Source organism: Manganibacter manganicus, assembly GCF_002075885.1.
In the GTDB taxonomy this organism is placed as follows: Bacteria; Pseudomonadota; Alphaproteobacteria; order Rhizobiales; family Rhizobiaceae; genus Mesorhizobium; species Mesorhizobium manganicum.
In genome coordinates this window covers 11,672-34,298 of record NZ_MDET01000028.1, presented here as the reverse complement: position 1 = coordinate 34,298, position 22,627 = coordinate 11,672, and the positions used below count along the sequence as shown (strand labels likewise).

Annotated in this window: 25 protein-coding genes and 1 riboswitch; of the genes, 19 read left to right on the top strand and 6 right to left on the bottom strand. The window is 61.9% G+C overall.

Translation table 11 applies throughout. The features are described from left to right. Positions 1-30: 30 nt before the first annotated feature. Positions 31-1,178, bottom strand: a protein-coding gene (locus tag BFN67_RS16750; RefSeq protein WP_139789152.1) for an IS3 family transposase whose coding sequence is annotated in 2 segments (ribosomal slippage) — positions 31-929 and positions 929-1,178 — 1,149 coding nt in all. Because the reading frame shifts where the segments join, the coding sequence is not laid out codon by codon here. A gap of 60 nt (positions 1,179-1,238) precedes the next feature. Between BFN67_RS16750 and BFN67_RS16745 the strand changes: the two genes are divergently transcribed. Further along, entirely contained in the window at positions 1,239-1,853 is a 615-nt protein-coding gene (locus BFN67_RS16745; RefSeq protein ID WP_080920694.1) for a methyltransferase family protein, read from the top strand. 542 nt (positions 1,854-2,395) lie between these two features. Here the strand turns inward: BFN67_RS16745 and crcB are convergent. Further along, positions 2,396-2,827 (bottom strand): fluoride efflux transporter CrcB, encoded by a 432-nt coding sequence (gene crcB / locus BFN67_RS16740; protein WP_080920693.1) that lies wholly within the window; start codon positions 2,825-2,827, stop codon positions 2,396-2,398. A gap of 70 nt (positions 2,828-2,897) precedes the next feature. After that, a riboswitch (Fluoride riboswitch) is annotated at positions 2,898-2,960 on the bottom strand. Positions 2,961-3,355: 395 nt separating this feature from the next. Between crcB and BFN67_RS16735 the strand changes: the two genes are divergently transcribed. From BFN67_RS16735 to BFN67_RS16715, 5 genes are all read left to right on the top strand, one after another. Then, positions 3,356-3,763 (top strand): PepSY domain-containing protein, encoded by a 408-nt coding sequence (locus BFN67_RS16735; protein WP_080920692.1) that lies wholly within the window; start codon positions 3,356-3,358, stop codon positions 3,761-3,763. Between the two features lie 191 nt (positions 3,764-3,954). Next, the gene (locus BFN67_RS16730) at positions 3,955-4,497 is read left to right on the top strand and encodes a Chromate resistance protein ChrB (protein WP_080920691.1); all 543 of its coding nucleotides are present in this window, start codon (positions 3,955-3,957) and stop codon (positions 4,495-4,497) included. A 1-nt stretch (position 4,498) separates the two neighbouring features. After that, the gene (locus tag BFN67_RS16725; RefSeq protein WP_080920690.1) at positions 4,499-5,740 is read left to right on the top strand and encodes an MFS transporter; all 1,242 of its coding nucleotides are present in this window, start codon (positions 4,499-4,501) and stop codon (positions 5,738-5,740) included. 75 nt (positions 5,741-5,815) lie between these two features. Then, positions 5,816-6,367, top strand: coding sequence for a phosphatase PAP2 family protein (locus BFN67_RS16720; protein ID WP_080920689.1), 552 nt, complete (start codon positions 5,816-5,818; stop codon positions 6,365-6,367). Between the two features lie 9 nt (positions 6,368-6,376). After that, on the top strand, positions 6,377-8,404 hold the full coding sequence (locus BFN67_RS16715) for a bifunctional DedA family/phosphatase PAP2 family protein (protein WP_080920688.1): 2,028 nt from the start codon (positions 6,377-6,379) through the stop codon (positions 8,402-8,404). Between the two features lie 32 nt (positions 8,405-8,436). Here the strand turns inward: BFN67_RS16715 and BFN67_RS16710 are convergent, their stop codons facing one another. From BFN67_RS16710 to BFN67_RS16700, 3 genes are read right to left on the bottom strand one after another with little or no spacing between them, the layout of a single operon-like run. Further along, the gene (locus BFN67_RS16710) at positions 8,437-8,874 is read right to left on the bottom strand and encodes a YqaA family protein (protein WP_080920687.1); all 438 of its coding nucleotides are present in this window, start codon (positions 8,872-8,874) and stop codon (positions 8,437-8,439) included. A 7-nt stretch (positions 8,875-8,881) separates the two neighbouring features. Next, a complete protein-coding gene (locus BFN67_RS16705) occupies positions 8,882-10,192 on the bottom strand; it encodes an MFS transporter (RefSeq protein WP_080920686.1) in 1,311 nt (436 codons plus the stop codon). Next, the gene (locus BFN67_RS16700; protein WP_080920685.1) at positions 10,192-10,467 is read right to left on the bottom strand and encodes a metal-sensing transcriptional repressor; all 276 of its coding nucleotides are present in this window, start codon (positions 10,465-10,467) and stop codon (positions 10,192-10,194) included. Before BFN67_RS16700 ends, BFN67_RS16705 begins: the two co-directional genes overlap by 1 nt. A gap of 500 nt (positions 10,468-10,967) precedes the next feature. Here BFN67_RS16700 and BFN67_RS16690 point away from each other — a divergent pair, with 500 nt between their 5' ends. The 12 genes from BFN67_RS16690 to BFN67_RS16630 all read left to right on the top strand — a co-directional run bounded on the left by BFN67_RS16690 (position 10,968) and on the right by BFN67_RS16630 (position 19,884). Next, on the top strand, positions 10,968-11,702 hold the full coding sequence (locus BFN67_RS16690; RefSeq protein WP_080920683.1) for a HupE/UreJ family protein: 735 nt from the start codon (positions 10,968-10,970) through the stop codon (positions 11,700-11,702). An 11-nt stretch (positions 11,703-11,713) separates the two neighbouring features. Further along, positions 11,714-12,478 carry a hypothetical protein gene (locus tag BFN67_RS16685; RefSeq protein WP_080920682.1) on the top strand — a complete coding sequence of 255 codons (765 nt, stop codon included), beginning with the start codon at positions 11,714-11,716 and terminating at the stop codon, positions 12,476-12,478. Between the two features lie 757 nt (positions 12,479-13,235). Beyond that, positions 13,236-13,607 carry a hypothetical protein gene (locus tag BFN67_RS16675; RefSeq protein ID WP_080920680.1) on the top strand — a complete coding sequence of 124 codons (372 nt, stop codon included), beginning with the start codon at positions 13,236-13,238 and terminating at the stop codon, positions 13,605-13,607. Between the two features lie 138 nt (positions 13,608-13,745). Continuing rightward, positions 13,746-15,212, top strand: a complete 1,467-nt coding sequence (locus BFN67_RS16670; protein ID WP_080920679.1) for a multicopper oxidase family protein — start codon at positions 13,746-13,748, stop codon at positions 15,210-15,212. 54 nt (positions 15,213-15,266) lie between these two features. Further along, a complete protein-coding gene (locus BFN67_RS16665; RefSeq protein WP_245295299.1) occupies positions 15,267-15,704 on the top strand; it encodes a DUF411 domain-containing protein in 438 nt (145 codons plus the stop codon). An 8-nt stretch (positions 15,705-15,712) separates the two neighbouring features. Then, a complete protein-coding gene (locus tag BFN67_RS16660; protein ID WP_139789223.1) occupies positions 15,713-16,249 on the top strand; it encodes a TlpA disulfide reductase family protein in 537 nt (178 codons plus the stop codon). 13 nt (positions 16,250-16,262) lie between these two features. Then, positions 16,263-16,580: a hypothetical protein gene (locus BFN67_RS16655; RefSeq protein WP_245295298.1), complete on the top strand. Its 318-nt coding sequence runs from the start codon at positions 16,263-16,265 to the stop codon at positions 16,578-16,580. A 68-nt stretch (positions 16,581-16,648) separates the two neighbouring features. Beyond that, positions 16,649-17,344: an SCO family protein gene (locus tag BFN67_RS16650; protein WP_245295297.1), complete on the top strand. Its 696-nt coding sequence runs from the start codon at positions 16,649-16,651 to the stop codon at positions 17,342-17,344. Between the two features lie 192 nt (positions 17,345-17,536). After that, positions 17,537-18,196: a DsbA family protein gene (locus BFN67_RS16645; protein ID WP_245295296.1), complete on the top strand. Its 660-nt coding sequence runs from the start codon at positions 17,537-17,539 to the stop codon at positions 18,194-18,196. A gap of 98 nt (positions 18,197-18,294) precedes the next feature. Continuing rightward, positions 18,295-18,861 carry a hypothetical protein gene (locus BFN67_RS16640; RefSeq protein WP_080920677.1) on the top strand — a complete coding sequence of 189 codons (567 nt, stop codon included), beginning with the start codon at positions 18,295-18,297 and terminating at the stop codon, positions 18,859-18,861. A 242-nt stretch (positions 18,862-19,103) separates the two neighbouring features. After that, a complete protein-coding gene (locus BFN67_RS16635) occupies positions 19,104-19,592 on the top strand; it encodes a c-type cytochrome (RefSeq protein ID WP_080920676.1) in 489 nt (162 codons plus the stop codon). A 73-nt stretch (positions 19,593-19,665) separates the two neighbouring features. Next, a complete protein-coding gene (locus BFN67_RS16630; protein WP_080920675.1) occupies positions 19,666-19,884 on the top strand; it encodes a hypothetical protein in 219 nt (72 codons plus the stop codon). Between the two features lies 1 nt (position 19,885). Here the strand turns inward: BFN67_RS16630 and BFN67_RS16625 are convergent, their stop codons facing one another. Further along, the gene (locus BFN67_RS16625) at positions 19,886-20,299 is read right to left on the bottom strand and encodes a MerR family transcriptional regulator (RefSeq protein WP_080920674.1); all 414 of its coding nucleotides are present in this window, start codon (positions 20,297-20,299) and stop codon (positions 19,886-19,888) included. 74 nt (positions 20,300-20,373) lie between these two features. Between BFN67_RS16625 and BFN67_RS16620 the strand changes: the two genes are divergently transcribed. Next, entirely contained in the window at positions 20,374-22,566 is a 2,193-nt protein-coding gene (locus tag BFN67_RS16620; RefSeq protein ID WP_204842209.1) for a heavy metal translocating P-type ATPase, read from the top strand. The last annotated feature ends 61 nt before the right edge of the window (positions 22,567-22,627 follow it).

The following is a 22,627-nucleotide window of genomic DNA, read 5'->3' as shown; positions in this document are numbered from 1 at the left end:
TGGCCTGCTGCCGGTTTTTCGGACACCAGGTTAAGCTAACATAGCTTGCTCCTCGAACTCGACGGGGCTGAGATAGCCCAGTGTCGAGTGCCGTCGCCGAGGGTTGTAGAAGCGTTCGATGTAATCGAACACATCCGCCCTGGCGTCGTCCCTCCTCCTGTAGACCTTGCGGGCCGTCCGCTCTGTCTTGAGCGACGAGAAGAAGCTCTCCATCGCAGCATTGTCCCAGACGTTGCCCGACCGGCTCATCGAACAGGTGATGCCGTGGTCAGCCATCAGGCGCTGGAACTGCTCACTGGTGTATTGCGATCCCTGGTCCGAATGATGAAGCAGGCTATCGGGTTTTCCTCTGCGCCAGATCGCCATGATGAGGGCGTCGGTGACGAGTTGGGCCGTCATCTCCGCCTTCATCGCCCAGCCGACGACGCGCCGGGAGAACAGGTCGACGACGGCGGCAACGTAGAGCCAACCTTCGGCGGTCCAGATGTAGGTGAAGTCGGCGATCCACTTCTGGTTCGGAGCCGATGCCTCGAAGGCGCGGTCGAGGAGGTTGTCCGAGACGGCGGTCCGCTCGCCGGCGTCCTTCGGCAGCCCACGGCGGCGCGGCCGGGCACGCAACCCGTTCTCCCGCATGAGCCTCTCGACGCGATGCAGGCCGCAGGACAGACCCTCGGCCAGGACGTCATGCCAGACACGACGGGCGCCATAGGTGCGGTCACTGCTCTTGAAGCTGCGGTCGATCCGGGAGACGAGTATCTCGTCGTGCCGCGAGCGGACGCTGGGGCTACGGTTGAGCCAGGCATGGAAGCCTGAGCGGGATACATCCAGTGCACTGCACAGCCATGCCACCGGCCAGATGCCCCGGTGCCTCGCGATGAAAGCGAACCTCATATCGCTTCCCTCGCGAAGTAGGCTGCGGCCTTTTTTAGGATGTCGCGCTCCGCCTTCAGTTTGGCGACTTCCTTGCGCAGCCGGTCGATCTCGAGCTGCTCCGGCTTCATCTGGCCATGACCGGGAAAGGCATGCTGCGGATCGGCAGCAAGATCCCTGATCCATTTGCGCAGCACGTTCTCATGGAGATCCAGATCACGGGCGGCCTGCGCAACCGCAACGCCCCGATCCTTCACCAGTCTCACTGCCTCAAGCTTGAACTCGCGGCTGAACTTCCTTCTCTGCATTCCCTCTCTCCAGTTCCGTTAAACACCTTATCTCGGTGTCCACGAAACCGGCAGCAGGCCATGGTGACCGCATTGACACTAGGAAGATTCCAGTTTCTCAGAAGAGTGCTTTTGGGAATATTGATATTTTTGGCATTCATGTTTCTTCTATTTGTACGATCGGGGGGCAGTCAGGAAGGCCATGATCTCGTTGAGGCATTCGGGCTCGGCCTTATAGTCATAGGCATCGTAGGTAGGATGTGGTGTACGCTCTACATCGGCGGTCGCAAATCGGCCGAGATCGTCGAATTCGGCCCGTACTCCATCACCCGCAATCCTCTGTATGTTTTCTCCTCGGTAGCTGCGGCCGGCGTCGGGGCACAGACCGGTAGCCTTATCGTGACCGCATCCTTCTTCGTTGCCTGCGCTGGAGCGTTCCACTTCGTAATCCGACGCGAGGAGCGATTCCTAGAGGAAACCTTCGGTGACATTTATCGGGCATATTGCTCGCGAGTGCCAAGATTCTGGCCATCGCCAAGATTGTATCGCGATCAAGCCACTCTTACCGTTTCGACAAGCCGGATTTATTCGACGTTTGGTGATGGCTTGATTTTTTTCGTCGCCAAGCCGGCGTTTGAAATCGTCGAGTATTTTCAGAATGTAGGTGCGATACCGGTACTGTTCCGTCTCTATTGAAAGGCATTGGTTGATCCGAAAGAGCGTTCGAACCCTTGGGCCGATTTGGATCTTCACGGACTGTCAATAATTTCTAAGACCTCATTTGATAGCGCTGTCGCGGCAATCGGATATTCGAGCTAGGGGGAGCGAATCCGTTCTTCGCTAGCCGGAGTTGGGTCGAGTCGCCGATAGTCCGTTTCTATGACCAGAGGCTCTCTGCCTGGATCGGGATGGGGAGAAGCAGGCTTGGAAATCGGACTCGCGCGGCGGTTCCGCCCGAATATCGAGATCGCAAAGGGGACTAATAATACAATTAGCGCCATGAACGCGAGAATCGGCACAGCAACCAATGCAAAAGCGGCGGCAAGGAGGAGCGCCGATATTAACCAAAATGTTGCACGCAGTACGTTCATTGGCCATGGCCTTATTGTGTTGGTACATTTACCCGGCGAAGTTGTCCGGAGGATTTCTCTCGCCATACCATTTTGTAATGTGGAGCGTCTGGTCGGGGTGTTTCGGGGCAGGCCGTGCGAAAACCCCGCCGTTCTTGGACATCCGGATCAGGCTTCCTCATCGATTGCGATCTGCGCGATTTTGTGCGCCCCACCATTGAAGTGCGAAGCGATCAGATGGCCCACCGACACCGCACCGATGCAGAGGACGACCGACGCCGCGACGTTTATGGCCGCTCGCGTCATGCCACCCGATCGCATGAGGTCGAGCGTCTGCAAGCTGAATGACGAGAAAGTTGTGTAACCCCCACACAGACCGATCATTACGAACAGGCGCAGACTTTCGGAGACGGGGTAGCGGCCGCTGGCCAGCGTCAGTGTGCCGAAAAACCCGATAATCAGCGAACCACTGACGTTGATAAAGATGGTGCCCCAAGGGAGTTGGCTGCTGACGGGAAGTGCCAGAACCGACACCACATACCGCGCTAGCGTTCCGATGGCGCCGCCTATCATGATCAGAAGACAATTTGTGAAAGACATGCTCGATCCTCTACGAGGCGAGCAACGATCCCGCCGTGCGGCAGGATCCAGACGGACTCCTACCGCGGTTTCCGCGATAGGAGTCATCAGCTCTCACAGGCGCTTTCGGGAGAACTCCATTCCCATCGAAGCCAATCTGCCCAGAGATTTGGGCGGGCGCAAGTCCTGAGATGGTAGGAGAAGCAGGCCGCCTTCCACCTTGGGACGAGTAGTTCCGCCCAAGTATCTGGTAAGCAACGGAAATTGCAACATTTTGAGTTCAAACGCGCGTAAAGTTCACTCTCCAGCATCCTATGTCGATGGCGACGAAGGAGGTTCTGGGGCGTTACGTAACTCAAGGTGTTGGCCGACGGCGGCTACTCGAACGCCCAGGCGGTCGCGCAAGGCCATCAATCGAACCTGCGCCTCAACGGCGGCGACACCAAATCATACAAAATTGTAGCCTCGCGCCAAGGTGGGCGACATTTTTCCACGCTAATTTCGTCGTGAAGGGAGAGCACGGCGCCCTCTCGGAAACGGAGAATAGCTATGAAGAAGTATATGATACTCAGCGTCGCGCTGGTGGCGGCTGGTGTGAGTGCGGCCGGTATCGGCGGCGCGCTGGCTGACAGTCATGGTTCGAAGAACGATGCCGCGGAAGTCCAGTCCATGATGGACGCCAAGATCTCAGCCGTCCAGGCCGCGCAGGCGGCAGAGAAGAATATTGGCGGCAAAGCTGCGGCGGTTGCGTTTGAAGGGGAGAACGGAAAACCGTTCTATGAGGTGGACGTTGTTACGGCTGACGGTCAGAAGCACTCTGTTGCGGTCGATGCAGCCAGCGGCGAAGTTACTAAAATGGCGGCCAACCACGAGGATGAACAGTCTGGCCAAAATGGTAACGAGAACGGCCAGGATGAAGGCGGCGAGAACGAAGCAGGAGAAAACTCACAGCAGTGACCTGAGCTGGGGCGAAGGTTTACGGTGGCGCCCGCGATGGGCGCCGCTTGTGGTGTGCCGCATGGGCGCACGCCCTGTTTCTCGCGCTTTCGCTTCGGCAACATGCACTTGGCAACGCGGCGAACCATATTCCTTTTTCAGAAAGTCTCGTCCGGGTTGATTTGTAACGACCGTTTCATTAGAATAGAGCTATGGTTACATCATCCTGGCTTTTGCTGACCTACAAGGTGCCGGCCGAGCCGGCTGCCAAGCGCGTTGCGCTTTGGCGCCGCCTTAAAAGTATGGGCGCGGTCTATCTCCAGAATGGTGTCTGCCTGTTGCCGAAGACCGACGATCACGTCCGTCGGCTGAAGATGATCGAGAACGATGTCTCCGAAATGGGCGGCGAATGCGTCATCCTGGAAACGGTCGCGCTTGACCGCGTGCAGGAGGACAAGGTCGTCTCCCGCTTCAAGGCGGATCGCGACGACCAGTATAGCGAGTTTCTCGGACGCTGCGCCGATTTCGAGGCCGAGATCGCCAAGGAGATCGCGATCAACAAATTTACCTACGCCGAACTCGAGGAAGAGGACGCCGACCTGAAGAAGCTCCAGGGCTGGCTGGAGAAGATCAGGAAGCTCGATTTTTATGGTGCATCGCTGGCGGAGGAGGCTGCGGAGCGGCTGCATGCCTGCGAGGCTCTGCTCGACGGCTACGCCCAGCGTGTCTTCGACGCCCATGACGAGAACCGGTGACATGGGCGATCAAGACGACGCGTCGGCCGCGGAGACGGTGGACGACAGCTCTCGCTCCCGAACCCTGCGAGGCATTCCGGCCGGTGTCTGGGCGCTCGGCTTCGTGTCGCTGTTGATGGATATTTCGTCGGAGATGATCCATGCGCTGCTGCCCATCTATCTCGTGACGGGGCTTGGCGCCTCGATGCTTGCCGTGGGCATCATCGAGGGTCTCGCCGAAGCGACTGCCGCGATAACGAAGGTCTTTTCCGGAGTGCTCAGCGACTGGCTGGGCAAACGCAAGTTGCTGGCGGCCCTGGGTTACGGCCTTGCAGCCTTGACCAAGCCGATTTTTCCGCTGGCTTCGTCGATAGACTTGATTGTAGCGGCGCGCTTCCTTGACCGGGTCGGCAAGGGTATTCGAGGCGCGCCGCGCGATGCGCTGGTCGCCGACATCGCTCCGCCGCATCTGCGCGGGGCGAGCTTTGGCCTACGCCAATCGCTCGACACGATCGGTGCTTTCCTGGGTCCGCTTCTCGCCATCGGCCTGATGTGGCTGACGGCGGACCATTTCCAGACCGTGTTCTGGGTCGCCGTCATCCCGGCAGTTCTGTCTGTTGTTCTGATTCTGGTCGCCGTAAAGGAACCGAAACGGCCGCAGAAGCTGCGCGGAAATCGCGTGCCTCTTCACCCTGACGAACTGGGACGTCTTGGAGCCAGATTCTGGTGGGTCGTGGCAGTGGCGACGGCATTCACATTCGCCCGCTTCAGCGAAGCCTTTCTCATCCTGCGGGCGCAGTCGATCGGCCTGCCGTTGGCTGTCGTTCCGATCGTGCTGGTGCTCATGAGCCTTGCCTATTCGCTCTCCGCCTATCCTGTCGGCATCCTGGCCGACCGGATGGACCGGATAACGATCCTGATAATTGGTTTGGCGCTGCTTGTGCTCGCTGATCTCGTTCTCGCCTTCTCCCCCGGCATTATGGGAATCGGCATCGGCGTCATGCTTTGGGGCCTACACATGGGCTTCACTCAGGGACTGCTCGCGACGCTGGTCGCCGACGCCGTGCCTCCGGAACTGCGTGGCACCGCATTCGGCATGTTCAACCTGGTCACCGGCTTCGCACTGCTGCTGGCCAGCGTCATAGCCGGCGCCCTATGGGGCGTGGCAGGGCCGCAGGGCACCTTCCTCGCCGGCGCCTGCTTCGCCGTGATGGCCACAGGTGGCCTGCTGTTCTTTCGCGGTCGACTGCGGAATAGTGCTTGATGCGGCACCGGCCAGTGCCGCCTGGGAGCACGTGGAGATGGAAGCTAACGCGTTTATTATAAACGAGGTCTGTTCATGTACGAACTTGATGCAGCAGTGACACATGCAATCAACAGCGTTGCCGGATCGAACGCCCTGATCGACCTTGTGATGATCTGGGCTTCGATCATCGGCGTCCCTCTGCTTGTGCTGGCGGTTGCCGGACAATGGTGGCGGCGAGGCGATCGCCAGCACACGCGACATGTTCTTATTGCGGCCGGCCTTTCGTTCCTGCTCGGCCTTGCCCTTAACCAGCTCGTCCTGTTGTTCGTGCATCGGATGCGGCCCTACGACGCCGGCGTCACGCATCTTCTGCTGGCATCCAGTGTCGATCCCTCATTTCCTTCGGATCATGCAACGGCGGCCTTTGCCATCGCAGCCGCCTTCCTGTTGCATAAGATGCACCGGCTTGGGTTCTGGTTCCTCGCGGCCGCCGCGCTGGTGATGGTCTCGCGCGTCTACGTCGGCACGCATTACGTGAGCGATGTCCTCGGCGGCGCGCTGACAGGAACGATCGCCGCTATGGCGGTTCGCGCCTTCTACCGGGAAGGAACGCGAGCGGACCGGCTGATTACCGGCATCCTGTAGGCGCCTGGAATGGTGACATCCTTTCTTGCAGCCGTCACGGCATTCATCGAGATGCACTCGCATCTCGCTTATGCGGCTGTGCTGCTGCTTGCGCTTTCGGAATCCATCCCGGTCATTGGCGTCGTCGTGCCGGGCACCGCGGTGATCGTGGCGGTCAGCGCCCTCGTGCCGACGGGAGTGGTAACGCTCTGGCCGCTGCTCGCAGCCGCCACTGCAGGCGCGATCGTCGGCGACGGCGTCTCGTTCTGGGTAGGCCATCGCTATCATCGCGAGATCCTCAATGCCTGGCCGCTCAATCGCCACCCGGCGCTGATCGCACGCAGCGAGGCGTTCTTCGCCCGGCACGGCGACAAGAGCGTCTTTCTCGCACGCTTCGCCCCTGGGGTGCGCGCCTTCATACCGCTCCTGGCCGGCATGCTGCGAATGTCGCCGAGGCGGTTCTATTTAGCGAATATCCTGTCGGCATTCGTCTGGGCGCCCGCGCACATCCTGCCGGGCGTACTCATCGGTGCTTCGTTCAGCCTGTTCGGCTCGGCCGCCAAGCCGCTCGCCGTCCTGGTTGTCCTGCTCGCCGTCCTGGGCTGGGTCGTTGTTCATGCCGTGCGCTTCGCGCTTCGCCGCGGCATGCCGTTCCTGTCGGGCGTCGCGGAAAGGGCGCGCCCACGGCTTCGCGCCAGCCAGGCAAGGTGGGCGCGTATCGTCCTCAGCCTGCTCGATCCGTCACGATCCGATGCCAGGGGTCTGGCGCTCCTGGCCATGGTTCTGGTCGGCGCAGCCTGGTTGTTCTTCGGGATTCTCGAAGACGTCGTCAGCGGTGATCCTCTGGTGCAGACGGATGCCTCGATCTACAGCGCCCTTCAGGATCTGCGCACGCGTGCCGGCGATACGGTTATGATCACTATCACCGAGTTCGGCGATACGTTCGTTGTTACGGCAGTCACAGTTGCCGTGTTCCTATGGCTAGCCTGGAAGCGCGCCTGGCGCACGGGAGCCTACTGGCTTGCAGCGGTTGCCGGGGCCTCCCTCCTTAACACCGTTATCAAAGTCGCGCTTCATCGCGCGCGGCCTGGCGATCTGCTCTACACCGGCTGGAGTGTCTTTTCCTTTCCCAGCGGGCATAGCACCGTCAACATCGTCCTCTACGGCTTCCTCGCCTTCCTGATCGCGCGCGAACTGTCTCCCGCATGGCGCCTTCCGATCGCCGTGGGCGCGACGTTGTTGACGTTCCTTATCGCGTTTTCGCGTCTCTATCTCGGCGCGCACTGGTTCTCCGACGTGGCAGGAGGCCTGGCGTTCGGAACGGTCTGGCTCACGGCACTCGGCTTTTCCTACCTGCGCAAGCCTGCCGAACGGGTCGGCGCGTCCGGACTACTTATCGTCGGATGCGCCACGCTCGCCCTCGCCGGCGGCGTCAACGTCTACCGGCATCACGCTTTCGATGTCGGCCGCTATGCGGTAAGGGAAACGACGCCGACCATGCCTGCCGAGACCTGGTGGGCGGGCGGCTGGCAGAATCTTCCGGCATGGCGCATTGACCTGACAGGCGAGATCGAGGAGCCTCTGACCGTCCAATATGCCGGAAGCTTGTCCGCTCTTCAGACGAAGTTGCTGAGCAAGGGGTGGCGCGTGCCAGTGTCATGGGCTCCGATCAATGCCCTGTCTTGGCTGACAACGAGTGTTGACGCCGACGCGCTCCCCGTCATTCCCCGTTTGTCGAATGGCGAGCTTCCGGACCTGACCCTCATCATGAAAAATGGGGCCGATACGAAGGAATCGCGCCTGGTGCTTCGACTGTGGGCCGTCGACCTGAAGCTCGTCAACGGCAGCTCTTCGCCGGTTTGGGTTGGATCGGTGATCGAAGAGCGCCTCGAACGCCCGCTTTCGCTCTTCACCCTGGCGTTCGTGCAACCGGCCTTCAATGGACCACGGGACATCTTGGCCGAAGCACTTCAATCGGTTCGCTTCGTCGCCCGCCCCGGCGTGACCGCAGACGCCGATTGGGATGGGCGCCTCCTGCTTGCCCGCGAGCGCCCTTGACCGAGACCTGGCGAAATATTGGAACAGCCCGATCAAGCGGTCAGTCCTGCCGTCAACGCGGCGAGCACGATGTACCGTCCCGTCTTGGCGATAGCCACAAGAAGCAGGAAGCTCCAGAACGGTTCCCGAAGAACGCCAGCAGCTATAGTCAGGGCGTCGCCGCCGAGAGGTGCCCACGACAGGAGCAAACTCCATCGGCCCCACCGCCGATACCTTAGCGAGGCCCGGTCCAGCGAAGCGGCGGAGACAGGAAACCAGCGGCGGTGCTGGAAGCGCGCGACCCCACGTCCGAGCGCCCAGTTGACGACGGCCCCGAGTGTGTTGCCGATGCTGGCGACGATCACCAGGAGAACAACTGGATGGCCGGCCAGTTGCAGGCCGACCAGCGCTGCCTCCGACTGCGCCGGAAGAATGGTGGCGGCCACAAAAGCGAGAGTGAACAGGCCCGGTAGCGCGAGAAAGGTATCCACTCGCGTGTCAGCCCCTCATGGGCCATGTGGTGTGCAGGTCATCGATGACAAAGGCATGTGCATGACGGTGCCGGTCGGCCTCGGCCAGGTGCGGATGGTCGGTGGGGAGGTTGTCATGGCTGTGTTCTACGTCTTCAGGATCGTAGACTGGCCACACGGCCAGCGCGATGACGATCGCTGCGGCGGCCAGAAGACCCAGAATGATGGCAGTAGCGGGAAGTCCGATCACGGCTCCCGCCCATCCCGCAACCGGATATGCGACCAGCCAGCAGGCATGCGACAATGCGAACTGCGCGGCGAAGACCGCGGGGCGGTCCTCCGGGTGCGCAGAACGCCGCAACAGGCGGCCGGACGGGGTTTGCGCCATCGAGTAGCCCAGCCCCAGCACGAACCAGAGCACGATCAGCCACTGATAGGAGGGCAATGCGGCAGCGGCTAGCGTCCCGGCTGTCAGCAAGGTCGCGCCACCGAGCATGGCCGCCCGGTCCGGAAAGGTCTCCAGCAAACGCGGTAGGGCCAGCGCCGCTAACATTGAGCCTCCGCCAAAGGCGCCGAGAGCGACGGCCATCGCCTGCTGGTCCAGTCCAAACGCAGCCTGAACGTAAACCACGGTATTCACGATCACCAGCGCCCCGGCAGAGGCGACAGCAAGGTTGACCGCCAGCAGACCACGCAGGCGAGGTGTCGCGAGATAGATGCGGATTCCGCGCGTAGTGCGGTCATATATGCCGCGCGGCTTGGACGGCTTCGGGCTTGGCAGGACGACGGAGATGACCAGTGCAGCCGAGCCGAGAAATCCGAAGACGGTGCCCGCGAACAGGCTGTGGAAGGAGATGACGGTCAGGAGCGCGGCCGCCAGCATGGGACTGACGACGCTCTCAAGGTCGTAGGCGAGCCGCGAGAGCGACAGGGCCTGCGTGTATTCCTTTTCGTCCGGAAGGACGTCGGGAATCGTGGCCTGGAAGGTCGGCGTAAAGGCGGCGGACGCGGACTGGAGAACGAAGATCAGTACGTAAATCTGCCAGATTTCTGTGACGAATGGCAGGAAAAGCGCCACGCCCGCGCGCAGCAGGTCGAGTGCGACAAGCATAGAGCGGCGGGGAAGGCGTTCGGCGAAGGCCGACGCGACCGGCGCGACGCCGACATAGGCAATCATCTTGATGGCAAGCGCTGTGCCTAGCACTGCCCCGGCATCCGCTCCGGCAAGTTCGAAGGCGAGCAACCCGAGGGCGACCGTTAGCAATCCCGTGCCGACAAGGGCGATCACCTGAGCGAGGAGCAGGTGGCGGTAAATCCGGTTTGAGAGGATGTTCAGCATCAGAGGTACTTCGCGATCTGCTTGAACTCGTTGACCGGACCGCGCTTCTCTCGCGGCAGCGGGCCGACGGTTTCCTCTAAACAGTGGTCGAGGTGGTCGTGGATCAGGGTCCGCTTGGCCTGCGCGACCGCTTTCTCCACCGCGTGCAGCTGCTGGGCTATGTCTAGGCAGGATCTTCCTCCTTCGATCATGGCGACGACGCTGCGCAGATGTCCCTCGGCGCGCTTAAGCCGTTTCACGATGTCGGGATGGGAGAAATGTCGACGATCAGTCATGATATTTCCTATCCTCCCCCATAGGATAGAGTCAACAGGATCGCCTTAACCAAGCCTTAATCGGCCGGGCATACAAATTGTTAACGATGTCGTTTTGTACCCTGACCACGCTTGCAAGGATGCTGCTCGTGGCCACGCTCTGCGTGGCCGTGACAGCGTTCGCGCTTTCCGCAGGTTCCGGCAAGACAGAAGCGCTAGGAATAGTGCCCGATGCTATGACGGCCGCACACGACCATCATAGCCACTCCCACGACGACGATGCGGCCGACCCAGACCATTCAGCGCTGCATGCGGCTGACCACAGCCACGACACGCCCACCTTTCCAGTTCTCATCGTTTACGCGATAAGAACGGTTCCGGAGAGGCTGTCAGGGCTCCCCGGACTTGCTGTCTTAGCCGCCAACCCCCTCCCGGGTGACCGACCTCCCCAATCCTTGGCGTAATGTAGAATACGGGCCATGCGGTCCGTCATCTAAACGCATTACCCAAGGATTCTCACCATGACTGCACTGCCTCAACGGGGCGGCGGAATCGCTGCATGCGATCCGCGCTCCCTCGCGCTCGCTGCCGCGGTTCTCTTGTCCCTTGTCGTTGCCTCTGGCTCGGCTTACGCACATGCCGTCGCCGAGGGCGACAAGGGCTATATCCAGGAGATCAGCGGCCTTCACCTCCTGTCGTTCATCTATCTCGGTGCCAAACACATGGTCACGGGATACGACCATATTCTGTTCCTGCTCGGCGTGATTTTCTTCCTTTATCGGATGCAGCACATCGCGATCTACGTCAGCCTGTTCGCTATCGGTCACTCCACGACCATGCTGCTCGGCGTGTACTTCAACGTCGGCATCAACAGCTACATCATCGATGCAATCATCGGCCTTTCGGTCGTCTACAAGGCGCTCGATAACATAAGCGCGTTCCAGCGATGGCTGGGCTTCCAGCCCAATACCAAGGTTGCGACACTGCTCTTCGGCTTCTTCCATGGCTTTGGCCTGTCGACCAAGATCATCGAGTATGAAATCTCGCCCGATGGGCTCGTGCCGAACCTGCTAGCGTTCAACGTCGGCGTGGAGATTGGCCAGCTTCTCGCTCTCGGCGCGATCTTGATCGTGATGAGCTACTGGCGGCTCAAGCCGAGCTTCTGGCGGCACGCCTATTCTGCAAACGTGGCGATGATGACGGCCGGCTTCGTGCTGACCGGGTACCAGATCGCCGGATTTTTCGTATCTGCCTGAGGAATTTCACCATGTACAACACAGACCTTCCCCGTCGCGCGGACCTGCCGACTTCTGCGCAACTCAAACGTTCGACCTGGATTGCGGGCATCACCGCCTCGGCCATTCTTGCTTTCGTTGTCTTGCCGTCCGAATACGCCGTTGATCCCACCGGGATCGGCCGTGTCCTTGGTCTGACCCAGATGGGAGAGATCAAGACGCAACTGGCCCTGGAGGCAACACAGGACGCCGCGGCAACTAAGCAGGCCGACGGCGTCGACCTCTCGCTGGATACCAGGCTCGACCGGATCGAAACCATGCTTAAGGAATTTACCCAGGTGCTTCCGGCGCTTCCGGTCGGGTCGCCGGATATTGCCTCTTCCGAAGCATCTGTGCCTCCCGCTTCCGAGCGGGTCGCCGAACAGCCTGCCGCCAAGCGTTTAGCGGCGGCGCCGTCCGAAGCTCCGCAGGAGGTCACGTCGGAATGGCGCGACGAGGTCTCTTTCAATCTGGCTCCCGGCGAAGGGGTAGAGGTCAAGCTTGTGATGGAGCAGGGAGCGCAAGCCGAGTTCCACTGGACGGCAAACGGCGCCGTCGTGAACTACGATACGCATGGTGACGGCGGGGGCAATGCAGTCTCATATGAGAAGGGACGCGGCGTATCGGAACAGGAAGGCGTTCTGGAAGCGGCTTTTCCCGGAAACCATGGCTGGTTCTGGAGAAACCGGACAGGCTCTGAGATGACCCTCACACTACGGACGCGTGGCGCTTATAGCGACCTAAAGCGGATGATGTAACGGAATTTCGGCTGACACCGGCATGCCACCGGCCCCAGCTTGAAGCCGGGGGCGGTGGCTCTTGCGGTCAATCAGGGTGATCGCAAGCTTCGGCGTTGCGGCAATTGAAATGGAAGCGAATTTCACTGCGCCAAAGAGATAGACGGACGAATTCGTTTCCGCATCACCGTCGCAATGCATAGAGAGCGGCTGCGGCTTCCATCTCCCATACGGGCACGGCGGCGTCGGGCTTCTCGCTGTCATCCGTTGCGCCTTTCTTTTGGTCGTAGCGGGCTCTTTGGGATTATCGCATGGTTCGAGGTAGCCGGTTATGTGCTGATGCCGATCATTCTCTCAGTCGTTGGGGGTAGCTGCTTTTTAACTCGACCGTCGCCGCCATTCCGCCTGGGGTGGAGTGTTGCTGTTCCGATTACCCCTTAAAGTCGAGGATCACTTGTCCAACGCCGGACAGGAAATTGCGGTCGGTTCGTGATTTTCGGATTGCTCTTGGTCTCGTTGGCGCACATTTGGGAGTAGCCACCGCTGTCCCAGAGGGATCGTGTCGACAGGCTCGCGGCAGCACGGGGCACGATCGGTCGATTATCAGCCCGGCAAGCCCATGGCGAAAGCCGGTCCTGCGGAAAGGTGGAGACGCTGGTTTTACGCCCCGGCTGGATTCTCCGATCTCAATTCTTATGCTTGCTGTCCTGCCTTTTAGCCGCAGTCGATGGCAAATGCCTGTGTTGAGAAATCGCGCTCGGCAATGTAGATTGCTTCCATGCGCTGGTCAGCCAGACACCTCCTCGCCCTGTTGATTGCGGTCTCCATCGCCGCAGGCCTCGGTATGTCTCCCGTTCAGGCCACCGCCATGGCGGTGAAGATGGCTATGGCTGCCGACATGGGAGCGTCCCGCATGGGCATGACGTCCGATGACGGTTGCTCAGCCTGTCCCGACCAGAAATCGGACAACGGCAAGATGACGGTCTGTCCGCTGGCCTGTGTCGCGCCTGCCGTGGCCGTGCTTCCCGGCGGCCTGGGACTCGCCACTGCGCGTCCCGCACCCTCTCCCGCATCGTTGTCGACCGCGTTCCTGCGCGGGCGCGACGCCGATCCCGACCCATATCCTCCCAGACCTTTCAGCTTCGTCTAACGCCAGGAATCCGCCCTGAAGGCTGATTATGGCGTCCGAGCGCATCTGCCCGATTCTCGGACAGGTGCGAATTGCCGATGACCAAGCGGGCATTCGTGAGCCCGTAGTCCATCGGCGCTAGCTGCCGAAGGATTTGAAGTGTCCGTCTTTTCGAATTGTCTGGTGTCGCGCCGGGAGGTCCTCCGGGCAGGCACGGCACTTGCCGTCACAACGCTCATGCTGAAACCATCGCCGAGCTTCGCAACGCCTGCCAGCGAGTACAGAATCTCACCAGGCCGGGCCCGTGCCGCTCTCAAGGGAGAAAACGGTCCGGCAACCGGAGTATGGGCCTATGACGGCCGCATCCCCGGCCCGGAATTGCGGCTCCGGCAAGGAGTGCCGGCGCGCATCGTCGTCGAAAACCGTCTCGAAGAGGATACGACCGTCCATTGGCATGGCATCCGGTTGCCGAACGCGATGGACGGAGTACCCGGACTGACGCAGCCGCCGATCAAGCCTGGCGAGAGCTTCGTCTACGAGTTCACGCCGCCCGATGCCGGAACCTTCTGGTACCACCCGCACGCCGACAGCCTCCAGCAACTGGGCCGCGGCCTCGCGGGCGCGTTGATAGTCGAGGAGGCCGATCCTGTCCCGGTGGATCGTGACCTCCTGTGGGTGCTCACCGACTGGCGGCTGGATGCTGACGCGCAGATCGCCCCAGGCTTCGGCAACCGCATGGAAGCGGCCATGTCCGGCCGCGTCGGCAACACGGTGACCCTCAACGGCACGGTTCCGGGGACCCAAGGCGTCAGGGCGGGCGAGCGCGTGCGCCTGCGGCTCGTCAATACCTCGCTTGCCCGCATCATGGCCTTGAGGTTCGATGGCCACAGGCCCGTCGTCGTCGCCACGGACGGCCAGCCCTGCGACCCGCACGAGCCGGACGGCGGCAGGCTGCTGCTTGGCCCGGCTATGCGCATCGACCTGATCATCGACATGCAGGGCGACCCGGGCAGCCGCCATGCCGTCGTCGATGATTTCTACGACGAGCTGGCCTACGAACTGACCACTTTTGCCTACGCCGACGACGCGCCGCTGAGAAAGAACCCTCTCGACGCTCCGTTCCGGCTGCCTGCCAATCCGCTTCCCCAGCCCGACCTCGGGGACGCCGAACGCCTCGATCTGGCCCTCCAGGGCGGTATGATGAGCGGCATGGGTGGCAACATGATGGGCGGCGGCATGATGCAGGGGATGGGCGGTATGACGCACGGCCGCGCCACCTGGTCCATCAACGGCACCTCCATGACGGGCGACGGCCACGCGGGCATGCCGCCGCTGATGACCCTCGCCCAAGGGCGCAGCCAGCTCGTCACCATGCGCAACGAAACCGCGTGGTGGCATCCGATGCACCTGCACGGGTTCAGCTTCCGGGTGCTCAAGCGCAACGGCGCGGCCGTTCCGCACAGCCTGTGGGCCGATACCGTTCTCCTTGCGCCCAGGGACACGGTCGAGCTTGCCTTCGTCGCCGACAATCCGGGCGACTGGATGCTGCATTGCCACATCACCGATCACCAGACAGCCGGACTGATGACCGTGCTCAGGGTTGGCGACGCGAAAGACAAGACCTGATGGCAGAACCGACCCAACCATAATCCAATGACTACCATTGAAAGGAAAATGCCGATGCTTCGCATTCTCGCTCTCGCGACCTTCCTCTCCGCCAGCCTTTCCGCCGTTGAGGCAGGCGAGTTGCACAAGGCCCTGCTCTACAAGAACCCTCAATGCAGCTGCTGCGAGGGTTATGCCGACTACCTTCGCCAGAACGGCTTCGACGTCGAGGTCAAGCCGACCAACGATCTCGCCGAGATCAGCAGCAAGGCCGGGGTGCCTGCCGATTTCCAGGGCTGCCACACCATGTTCATCGACGGATACGTCGTCGATGGCCACGTTCCGGTGAAGATTGTCGAGAAACTCCTCAACGAACATCCGGCGATCGCCGGGATATCGCTGCCCGGCATGCCGATGGGATCGCCGGGAATGGTGGGCGAGAAGACCGAGCCGTTCACCGTCTATGCCGTCACCAAGGATGGTAAGGCGCCGACGGTTTACGCGACCGAGTGAGTTCTTCCATGACGATTGCGAGCAAATTGGCCATGGCCTTGGTTGCGGTGCTGATGATCCTGCCGCAACCGGCGTCGGCCGCAGAGGCGCCGCAGGGTTTTGCGTTGCACGAAACGCCTGTCGCCGTTCCGGATATCCGGTTTGAAGACAGCGACGGAAAGCCGAGAACGCTTGCCGATTTCCGCGGCAAGGTGGTGCTGCTCAATATCTGGGCGACATGGTGTGCGCCTTGCCGCAAGGAAATGCCGACGCTCGACCGGCTGCAGGCAGAGCTCGGCGGGCCGGATTTCGAAGTCGTCGCTCTGTCGATGGACCGCGCCGGACCAGAGCAGGTGAAGAAATTCTTCGCCGAGATCGGCACCAAGCACCTTGCGCTGAATATCGACGTCTCGGCCAAGGCCATGTTCACGCTCGGCGCTCCGGGGCTTCCAATGACGTTGCTGATCGATCGCAGGGGCGAGGAAATTGGCCGGCTGATCGGCCCGGCTGAATGGGATTCCCCTGAAATGGCCGACTTCATCCGCGGACGCATCGCTGCAAAATAAGAAAGGAAACCCTATGAACGCCATTGGACCTATCCAAGCCAGCGAGACGTCGTTCCGTCGCGACTTCCTCCCTGCCGCTCGCTCCCATCTCGGAGGGCGGCGCGTGCTGCTCGCGGCCGGCGCGGTCATCGCGGGCGGCGGCCTTGCCTTCAACTGGAGCCTTCTGGTCGCCGCCGGCATCGCCCCGCTGCTGCTTGGTGTTCTGCCCTGCGTTGCCATGTGCGCGCTTGGACTTTGCGTGAACAGAATGGCGAGCAGTTCGTGCTGCACCCGGGATGTTTCCACAACGCAAGATGCCGACAGTCCAACTGGCACGGCGGGCAAGGTCTGATGTCGGCTCGAGTGCAAAGTGAGCCTCCGGCACGGCGCTTGTCGTGGACCTTGGAGACGCGGCGGCGCATGCGACGATGCCTGATCGCGCTTATGCTGCTGACAGTTGGCTTCGCTGCCGATGCGAAGGCGCACTCGCTCAACGAAGTCGATGCTATGTTGCAAAGCGACGAGAAATATTTTCAGGCAATCGACAAGCCGGCGCCGGACTTCACGTTGCGCACCGCCGACGGGCGGGCGGTCCGCCTTACCGATCTGCGCAGCAAGGTCATCGTCCTGCATTTCATCTACACGTCCTGTCCGGACGTCTGTCCCCTCCATGCGGAGAAACTTGCCGCGGTCCAGGCGATGGTGAATGCGACCCCCATGAGGAACCAGGTCGTCTTCGTGTCCGTCACCACCGACCCATCACGGGACACGCCGGAGGTGATGCGCGGCTATGGGCCTGCGCACGGCCTCGATCCCGCCAACTGGCTGTTCCTGACCACGGCAGTGGGTCAGCCGGAGGATACGACGCGCAAGTTGGCCGAAGCCCTCGGTCACACATTCACCAAGTCCGAAGACGGGATCCAGGCCCACGGCATCGTTACACACGTGATCGACAAGGAGGGGCGCTGGCGGGCGAACTTTCACGGGCTGGATTTCGCGTCGGTCAATCTCGTCACCTTCGTCAATGCGCTCACCAATGACGTAGAGCGTCCGCATCATGTGCAGGGGAGCGACCAGGAAGGCGGCTGGCTGGCGAAGCTGAAGAACCTGTTCTGACTCGCGCGCCCTCTGCCAGACGCGGCGCAATACTCGATGGAAAAGGAGAAATACATGAAATCCAAGGCAAAGTGCGTAGGGCGCTGTTCCGGCATAATTCTTCGCTTGCTCCTGCTTGCCTGCTTGACGGGAGCGTTCCTGCTGAAACCGGGCCTTCAAGGCGCAAGGCAGTCGGCGATAGCGGCGGGCGAGATGTCCCAGAACGAGTTCGATCAGCGCGTGCGCGACTATATCCTGGCGCACCCCGAGGTTCTCGTGGAAGCGCTTCAAAGTCTCGACGCCCGTCAACGCGCCGGCGAGGCGGCGGCGGCAAAGGCGGCCCTGGCCGAGCGGGCTGACGACCTGTTCCGCGACAAGGAAAGCCCCGTGGGTGGCAACGCTCAAGGCGACGTCACCCTGGTCGAGTTCTTCGACTACAATTGCCCTTATTGCCGTCAGGTAGCGCCGATAATGGAGCAGGCGGTGGCGGACGACCCTCAACTCCGGATCGTCTACAAGGAATTCCCGATCCTGGGGCCGGATTCCTTGTTTGCTGCCAAAGCGGCTCTCGCCGCCGATCGGCAGGGCAAGTATGGCGAATTCCACAAGGCGCTTTATGCGGTCAAGACTCGCGTGACCGAAGCGGTGGTACTGAAGGTTGCGGCCGAGATCGGTCTCGATGCCGCCCGCCTGAAATCGGACATGCAGCAGCCCGAAATCGAGGGCTCGATTGGCCGAAATGCCGAGCTCGCCCAGGCGCTGAAAATCACGGGAACGCCAGGCTTCGTCGTCGGGGACCAGATCTTTCCGGGTGCGACCGATCTCGAGACGATGAAGAAGTTGATCGAGCAGGCGAGGGCCATGCGCAAATGAAGCTGACGCTGCGAGCCTGTAACAGGTGACCACTGCCGAGATTGATCGGTATGGCCGCACTGAACATCATCTCCCTCGACTGAACCGGAAGGTGCAACATGGCAAAAGAGCTGATACCGGGAGGAGCCGTTTCCCGCCGTGATTTTTCCGTCGGGGCCGGGTGCATTGCGTTGCTGTTCGCCACAGGAATCCCGGCAGAAGCCGCTCAGCCGCAAAGCCTGGATGAGCGCTTCGACTATCTGAGCAAGAATGGCAACAGCGCCTGCACGCCAGCCTTTGCGGATTCGATCGCATGGATGCCGGTGACAGCGCGGCTGCAAGGCTCCTGCTGCGCCGAAATGGACCGCAAGCGCTACGCCGAGCAGGTGCAGGGGCTGACCAAATACGCCGCCATAGTGGAAATCCCGCCTGATCCTTACGATATCGCCGCGGGCGTCGCGCAAAAGGCGATGTCCTACTATGAACGGGCGCTCTCCGCTGATCGGCAGCGTGCCTATCAATACGCAATGGATAAATCGGACGAGAAGGGGCCGTGCTGCTGCCCGTGCTGGCGCTGGACGATGTATGGCGGCCTGGCGAAGTTCCTGATCAGCGAACACGGGTTCTCCGGGAAGCAGGTGGTCGACGTCTGGAACTTGTCCAATGGCTGTGGCCGCTCGGGGTAAGGCGGGAGAACTGCCGCCGCACGCGCACGTTGACAGAAAGAAATGGTGGGACCTGTTTTGATCATACCCGAGGAGCACAGCCATGATGGACCAGATGATGCCCGGCGGAATGTGGGGAATGGGGCTTGTCGGCCTCCTCCTCCTGGTCCTCGTGATTTTGCTGATCGCGGCGCTGGTGAAGTATCTGTTCTTCCGGTGAGGCCGCTCGTTTGCCCGTTGGGCATTCGAGGTGGTGTGTCGCTATGAAGAAATTCCTGGTTCCCGCCTTGGTGGCGCTCGCGGCAGCCGTTGCCATCTATGGCGGCTTCGCGTTCCTTAACCGGAATTCAGCCGGACTACTCGAGCCGCACAACGGAACGGTGGTCGCCAGGGGCGAAGCCGTCTATGCCCGAAACTGCGCCTCCTGCCACGGTAATAACCTGGAAGGGCAACCCGACTGGCAGACCCGGGACGAGGACGGTTTCATGCCGGCTCCGCCACACGACGCAAGCGGCCACACCTGGCACCATCCCGACCAGTTGTTGTTCAACATCACCAAGCTTGGCGTGGTCAAGGCGGCCAATCTCAAGGACTACAAGACGAGGATGCCTGCGTACGACGGAGTCCTGAGCGACGACGACATCATAGCTGTCCTGTCCTTCATCAAGTCGAGGTGGCCAACGGACGTGCAGAGGCGGCATGACGAATTGAACCGGGTCTACGCGCGCCGAACGCAGGAGGTCCAGCGATAGCTGCCCCGCCGCCGTTTTTCGCTTGACCTTCCAGTTGATGGAAGGCGCAGATTCAATAACAGGGAGGCGGAAAATGCTCGCCGAAAGACCTCTCGACTGCGCGATCGTTGAAGCGTTCAAGTCCGCCATGGAAAGCGGTCGGTCCGACGTCGCGGAACATCTTCTGTGTGCACTGGAATGCCTTTGCGGAGGTCTGGAAGGCGGCGGCGCGGACGAAGCCTACCGCTTCATCATCGCGGGGCGCGGCTGCTTCTGCCGGGCCTCCCGTCGCCGGCGCCGTCGCAAGCGCTGAATCAATGTTCGTCTCGGCACAGCGTGTGGTCCGACAGCGCACGGATGACGTAGCAGTCTCCGACCGTCTCGCCTATGCAGCAGGTGGCGATCCGCTCCAGCTCCCTTTCCAGCTTCCGTAGGCGGGCGATGCGACCCCTGACGGAAGCGAGCTGTTCCTTGGCGATCCGGTCCGCGTCGGCGCACGGCATGTCGGGATGGCCGCTGAGCTCGATCAGTTCCCGGATCGAATCGATCGCCAGGCCGAGATCGCGGGCATGCCGGATGAAGGCCAGCCGTTCGAGTTCCGACTTGCCGTAGCGCCTTTGGTTGCCGTCGGAACGCTCCGGCGCCTCCATCAGCCGCATCTGTTCGTAGTAGCGGATGGTGGGTACCTTCACTCCCGTGCGCCGTGACAGCTCGCCGATCGAGTACATCGCGATTTTTCCTCTTGAACCTCTAGTCGCTAGAGCAATTAGGTTGCCGTGCAGGCAATGGCAACAGGTGAATTATGGTTTCCGCTCCTTCCGTATCCCGGGACAATCCGGCAGCGCTCACCGCTCAGACACGGTATCGCGTCAGCGGCATGGATTGCGCATCCTGCGCAGCCAACATCGACACCGCCGTCAGGCGGATCAAGGGCGTGGCGGACGTATCGGTCTCCGTCGCCAGCGGCAGCCTGACCGTGACGCATAGCGGCGCGGTCCCCAAGGAAGCGATCGTCAGGCAGATCTCAAGGCTGGGTTACGGGGTAAGGCCTGTCGAGGACGACGGCGACGCGCGACCGGAACAAGGACACAGCGGCGAATCCTTGCACCCTCACGGCGGTAAGGAAACTGACGGACCGTGGTGGCGGTCGAGGCGAGCCCTGCTGACCATCGCCTCGGGCGTGGCGCTCGCCGCGGCCTACGCGATCGGAAAACTGGTTCCCGCAGCCGAGCACTGGGCTTTCGTGGCGGCCCTGCTCGTCGGGCTCGTGCCGATCGCCCGCCGCGCGGCCATGGCTGCCCTGGCGGGGACGCCCTTCTCCATCGAGACCCTCATGACGATCGCGGCCGTCGGCGCCGTCCTGATTGGCGCGACGGAGGAAGCCGCTACCGTCGTGCTGCTCTTCCTGATCGGCGAACTGCTCGAAGGAGTGGCCGCCGGGCGCGCGCGTGCGAGCATCCAGGGCCTTGCCGATCTCGTACCGAAGACCGCGTTCGTGGAAAAGGATGGAAGCACCGCGGAGGTGCCTGCCGCATCGCTGGCCGTCGGCGACCTGATCGTCGTGCGGCCCGGAGACCGCATCCCGGCGGACGGGGAGATTGTTGAGGGGTCCGGGGAGATCGACGAGTCACCCGTCACGGGGGAGAGCACGCCGAAACGTAAAGGGAAGAACGACGATGTCTTCGCGGGCACGATCAGCACCGATGGCGTGCTGAAGGTACGGGTGACGGCGAGGGCCGAGGACAACACGATCGCCCGCGTCGTGCGGCTGGTGGAGGAAGCTCAGGAGAGCAAGGCTCCGACCGAGCGTTTTATCGACCGATTTTCCCGCTACTACACGCCCGGCGTCCTCGTCGTTGGAACCCTTGTCGCAACCATGCCGCCTCTGCTGTTCGGTGCAGGGTGGAGCGAATGGATTTACAAGGGGCTGGCCATCCTGCTGATCGGCTGCCCTTGTGCACTGGTGATTTCCACTCCGGCTGCCGTGGCTGCCGGCCTGTCGGCCGGCGCGCGCCGCGGCATGCTGATGAAGGGTGGAGCCGTTCTCGAGGGCTTCGGCAGGATTACGGCCGTCGCCTTCGATAAGACGGGTACCCTGACCGAAGGCAGACCCGTCGTCACGGACGTGATCGCCTATGGGCGGACCGAGCGCGAGGTCCTGTCCATGGCTGCCGCCCTCGAACAGGGATCGAGGCATCCGCTCGCCATAGCTATCCTCGACAGGGCGAAGGCGGATAAGGCGCCGATCCCGCCGGCATTCGGCGCGAGGGCCGTTTCGGGCAAGGGCGTGGAAGGCAACGTCGGGGGCGTCGCGCTGTTCCTGGCCTCCGCCAAAGCGGCCGCCGAGCGCGCATCCATTTCTCCGGAACAGCTCTCCCGGATCGAGGACCTGAACAGCCAGGGGAAGACGGTCTCCGTGCTGCTGGCTGGAGCGGCTGTTGCGGGACTGATCGCCATGCGGGATGAGCCCCGCGACGACGCGAAGGCTGGGCTGGCGGCACTCAAGGACCTTGGCATCCAGACTTTAATGCTTACCGGGGACAACCGGAAAACGGCCGAGGCCATCGCCGCGGGGCTCGGCATCGAGGCGCGGGCCGAACTCCTGCCGCAGGACAAGCAGCGCATCGTCGCTGAGATGCAGACGGCCGGTCTCAAGGTCGCCAAGGTGGGCGACGGGATCAACGACGCTCCGGCGCTCGCGGCGGCCGACATCGGCGTCGCCATGGGCGGAGGCACGGACGTGGCGCTGGAGACGGCGGATGCGGCAATCCTTCATGGGCGCGTCGAGGATGTATCACGCATGGTCCGGCTGTCGCGCGCGGTGATGGCCAACATCAGGCAGAACATCGCGGTCGCCCTCGGCCTCAAGGCGGTGTTTCTGGTCACCACCGTGATCGGCATGACCGGCCTCTGGCCAGCCATCCTCGCCGACACCGGAGCGACGGTACTGGTGACCGCCAACGCGATGCGGCTCCTGCGCTTGGAGCGCGACTGAACGCTCGGCCAGGACGCATAGCCTTCAAACCGCGCACCGCGTATCCATAATAGCCGATCAG

Excerpts from the sequence above, each read along its gene's own strand:
- BFN67_RS16625 (WP_080920674.1), bottom strand. The coding sequence starts at position 20,299 with ATGTACTCGATCGGCGAGCTGTCACGGCGCACGGGAGTGAAGGTACCC.
- BFN67_RS16715 (WP_080920688.1), top strand. The coding sequence starts at position 6,377 with ATGGTGACATCCTTTCTTGCAGCCGTCACGGCATTCATCGAGATGCAC.
- BFN67_RS16650 (WP_245295297.1), top strand. The coding sequence starts at position 16,649 with ATGCGACGATGCCTGATCGCGCTTATGCTGCTGACAGTTGGCTTCGCT.
- BFN67_RS16635 (WP_080920676.1), top strand. The coding sequence starts at position 19,104 with ATGAAGAAATTCCTGGTTCCCGCCTTGGTGGCGCTCGCGGCAGCCGTT.
- BFN67_RS16685 (WP_080920682.1), top strand. The coding sequence starts at position 11,714 with ATGTACAACACAGACCTTCCCCGTCGCGCGGACCTGCCGACTTCTGCG.
- BFN67_RS16745 (WP_080920694.1), top strand. The coding sequence starts at position 1,239 with ATGGTGACCGCATTGACACTAGGAAGATTCCAGTTTCTCAGAAGAGTG.
- BFN67_RS16730 (WP_080920691.1), top strand. The coding sequence starts at position 3,955 with ATGGTTACATCATCCTGGCTTTTGCTGACCTACAAGGTGCCGGCCGAG.
- BFN67_RS16665 (WP_245295299.1), top strand. The coding sequence starts at position 15,267 with ATGCTTCGCATTCTCGCTCTCGCGACCTTCCTCTCCGCCAGCCTTTCC.
- crcB (WP_080920693.1), bottom strand. The coding sequence starts at position 2,827 with ATGTCTTTCACAAATTGTCTTCTGATCATGATAGGCGGCGCCATCGGA.
- BFN67_RS16735 (WP_080920692.1), top strand. The coding sequence starts at position 3,356 with ATGAAGAAGTATATGATACTCAGCGTCGCGCTGGTGGCGGCTGGTGTG.
- BFN67_RS16645 (WP_245295296.1), top strand. The coding sequence starts at position 17,537 with ATGTCCCAGAACGAGTTCGATCAGCGCGTGCGCGACTATATCCTGGCG.
- BFN67_RS16725 (WP_080920690.1), top strand. The coding sequence starts at position 4,499 with ATGGGCGATCAAGACGACGCGTCGGCCGCGGAGACGGTGGACGACAGC.
- BFN67_RS16640 (WP_080920677.1), top strand. The coding sequence starts at position 18,295 with ATGGCAAAAGAGCTGATACCGGGAGGAGCCGTTTCCCGCCGTGATTTT.
- BFN67_RS16620 (WP_204842209.1), top strand. The coding sequence starts at position 20,374 with ATGGTTTCCGCTCCTTCCGTATCCCGGGACAATCCGGCAGCGCTCACC.
- BFN67_RS16690 (WP_080920683.1), top strand. The coding sequence starts at position 10,968 with ATGACTGCACTGCCTCAACGGGGCGGCGGAATCGCTGCATGCGATCCG.
- BFN67_RS16630 (WP_080920675.1), top strand. The coding sequence starts at position 19,666 with ATGCTCGCCGAAAGACCTCTCGACTGCGCGATCGTTGAAGCGTTCAAG.
- BFN67_RS16720 (WP_080920689.1), top strand. The coding sequence starts at position 5,816 with ATGTACGAACTTGATGCAGCAGTGACACATGCAATCAACAGCGTTGCC.
- BFN67_RS16705 (WP_080920686.1), bottom strand. The coding sequence starts at position 10,192 with ATGCTGAACATCCTCTCAAACCGGATTTACCGCCACCTGCTCCTCGCT.
- BFN67_RS16660 (WP_139789223.1), top strand. The coding sequence starts at position 15,713 with ATGACGATTGCGAGCAAATTGGCCATGGCCTTGGTTGCGGTGCTGATG.
- BFN67_RS16700 (WP_080920685.1), bottom strand. The coding sequence starts at position 10,467 with ATGACTGATCGTCGACATTTCTCCCATCCCGACATCGTGAAACGGCTT.
- BFN67_RS16655 (WP_245295298.1), top strand. The coding sequence starts at position 16,263 with ATGAACGCCATTGGACCTATCCAAGCCAGCGAGACGTCGTTCCGTCGC.
- BFN67_RS16675 (WP_080920680.1), top strand. The coding sequence starts at position 13,236 with ATGCGCTGGTCAGCCAGACACCTCCTCGCCCTGTTGATTGCGGTCTCC.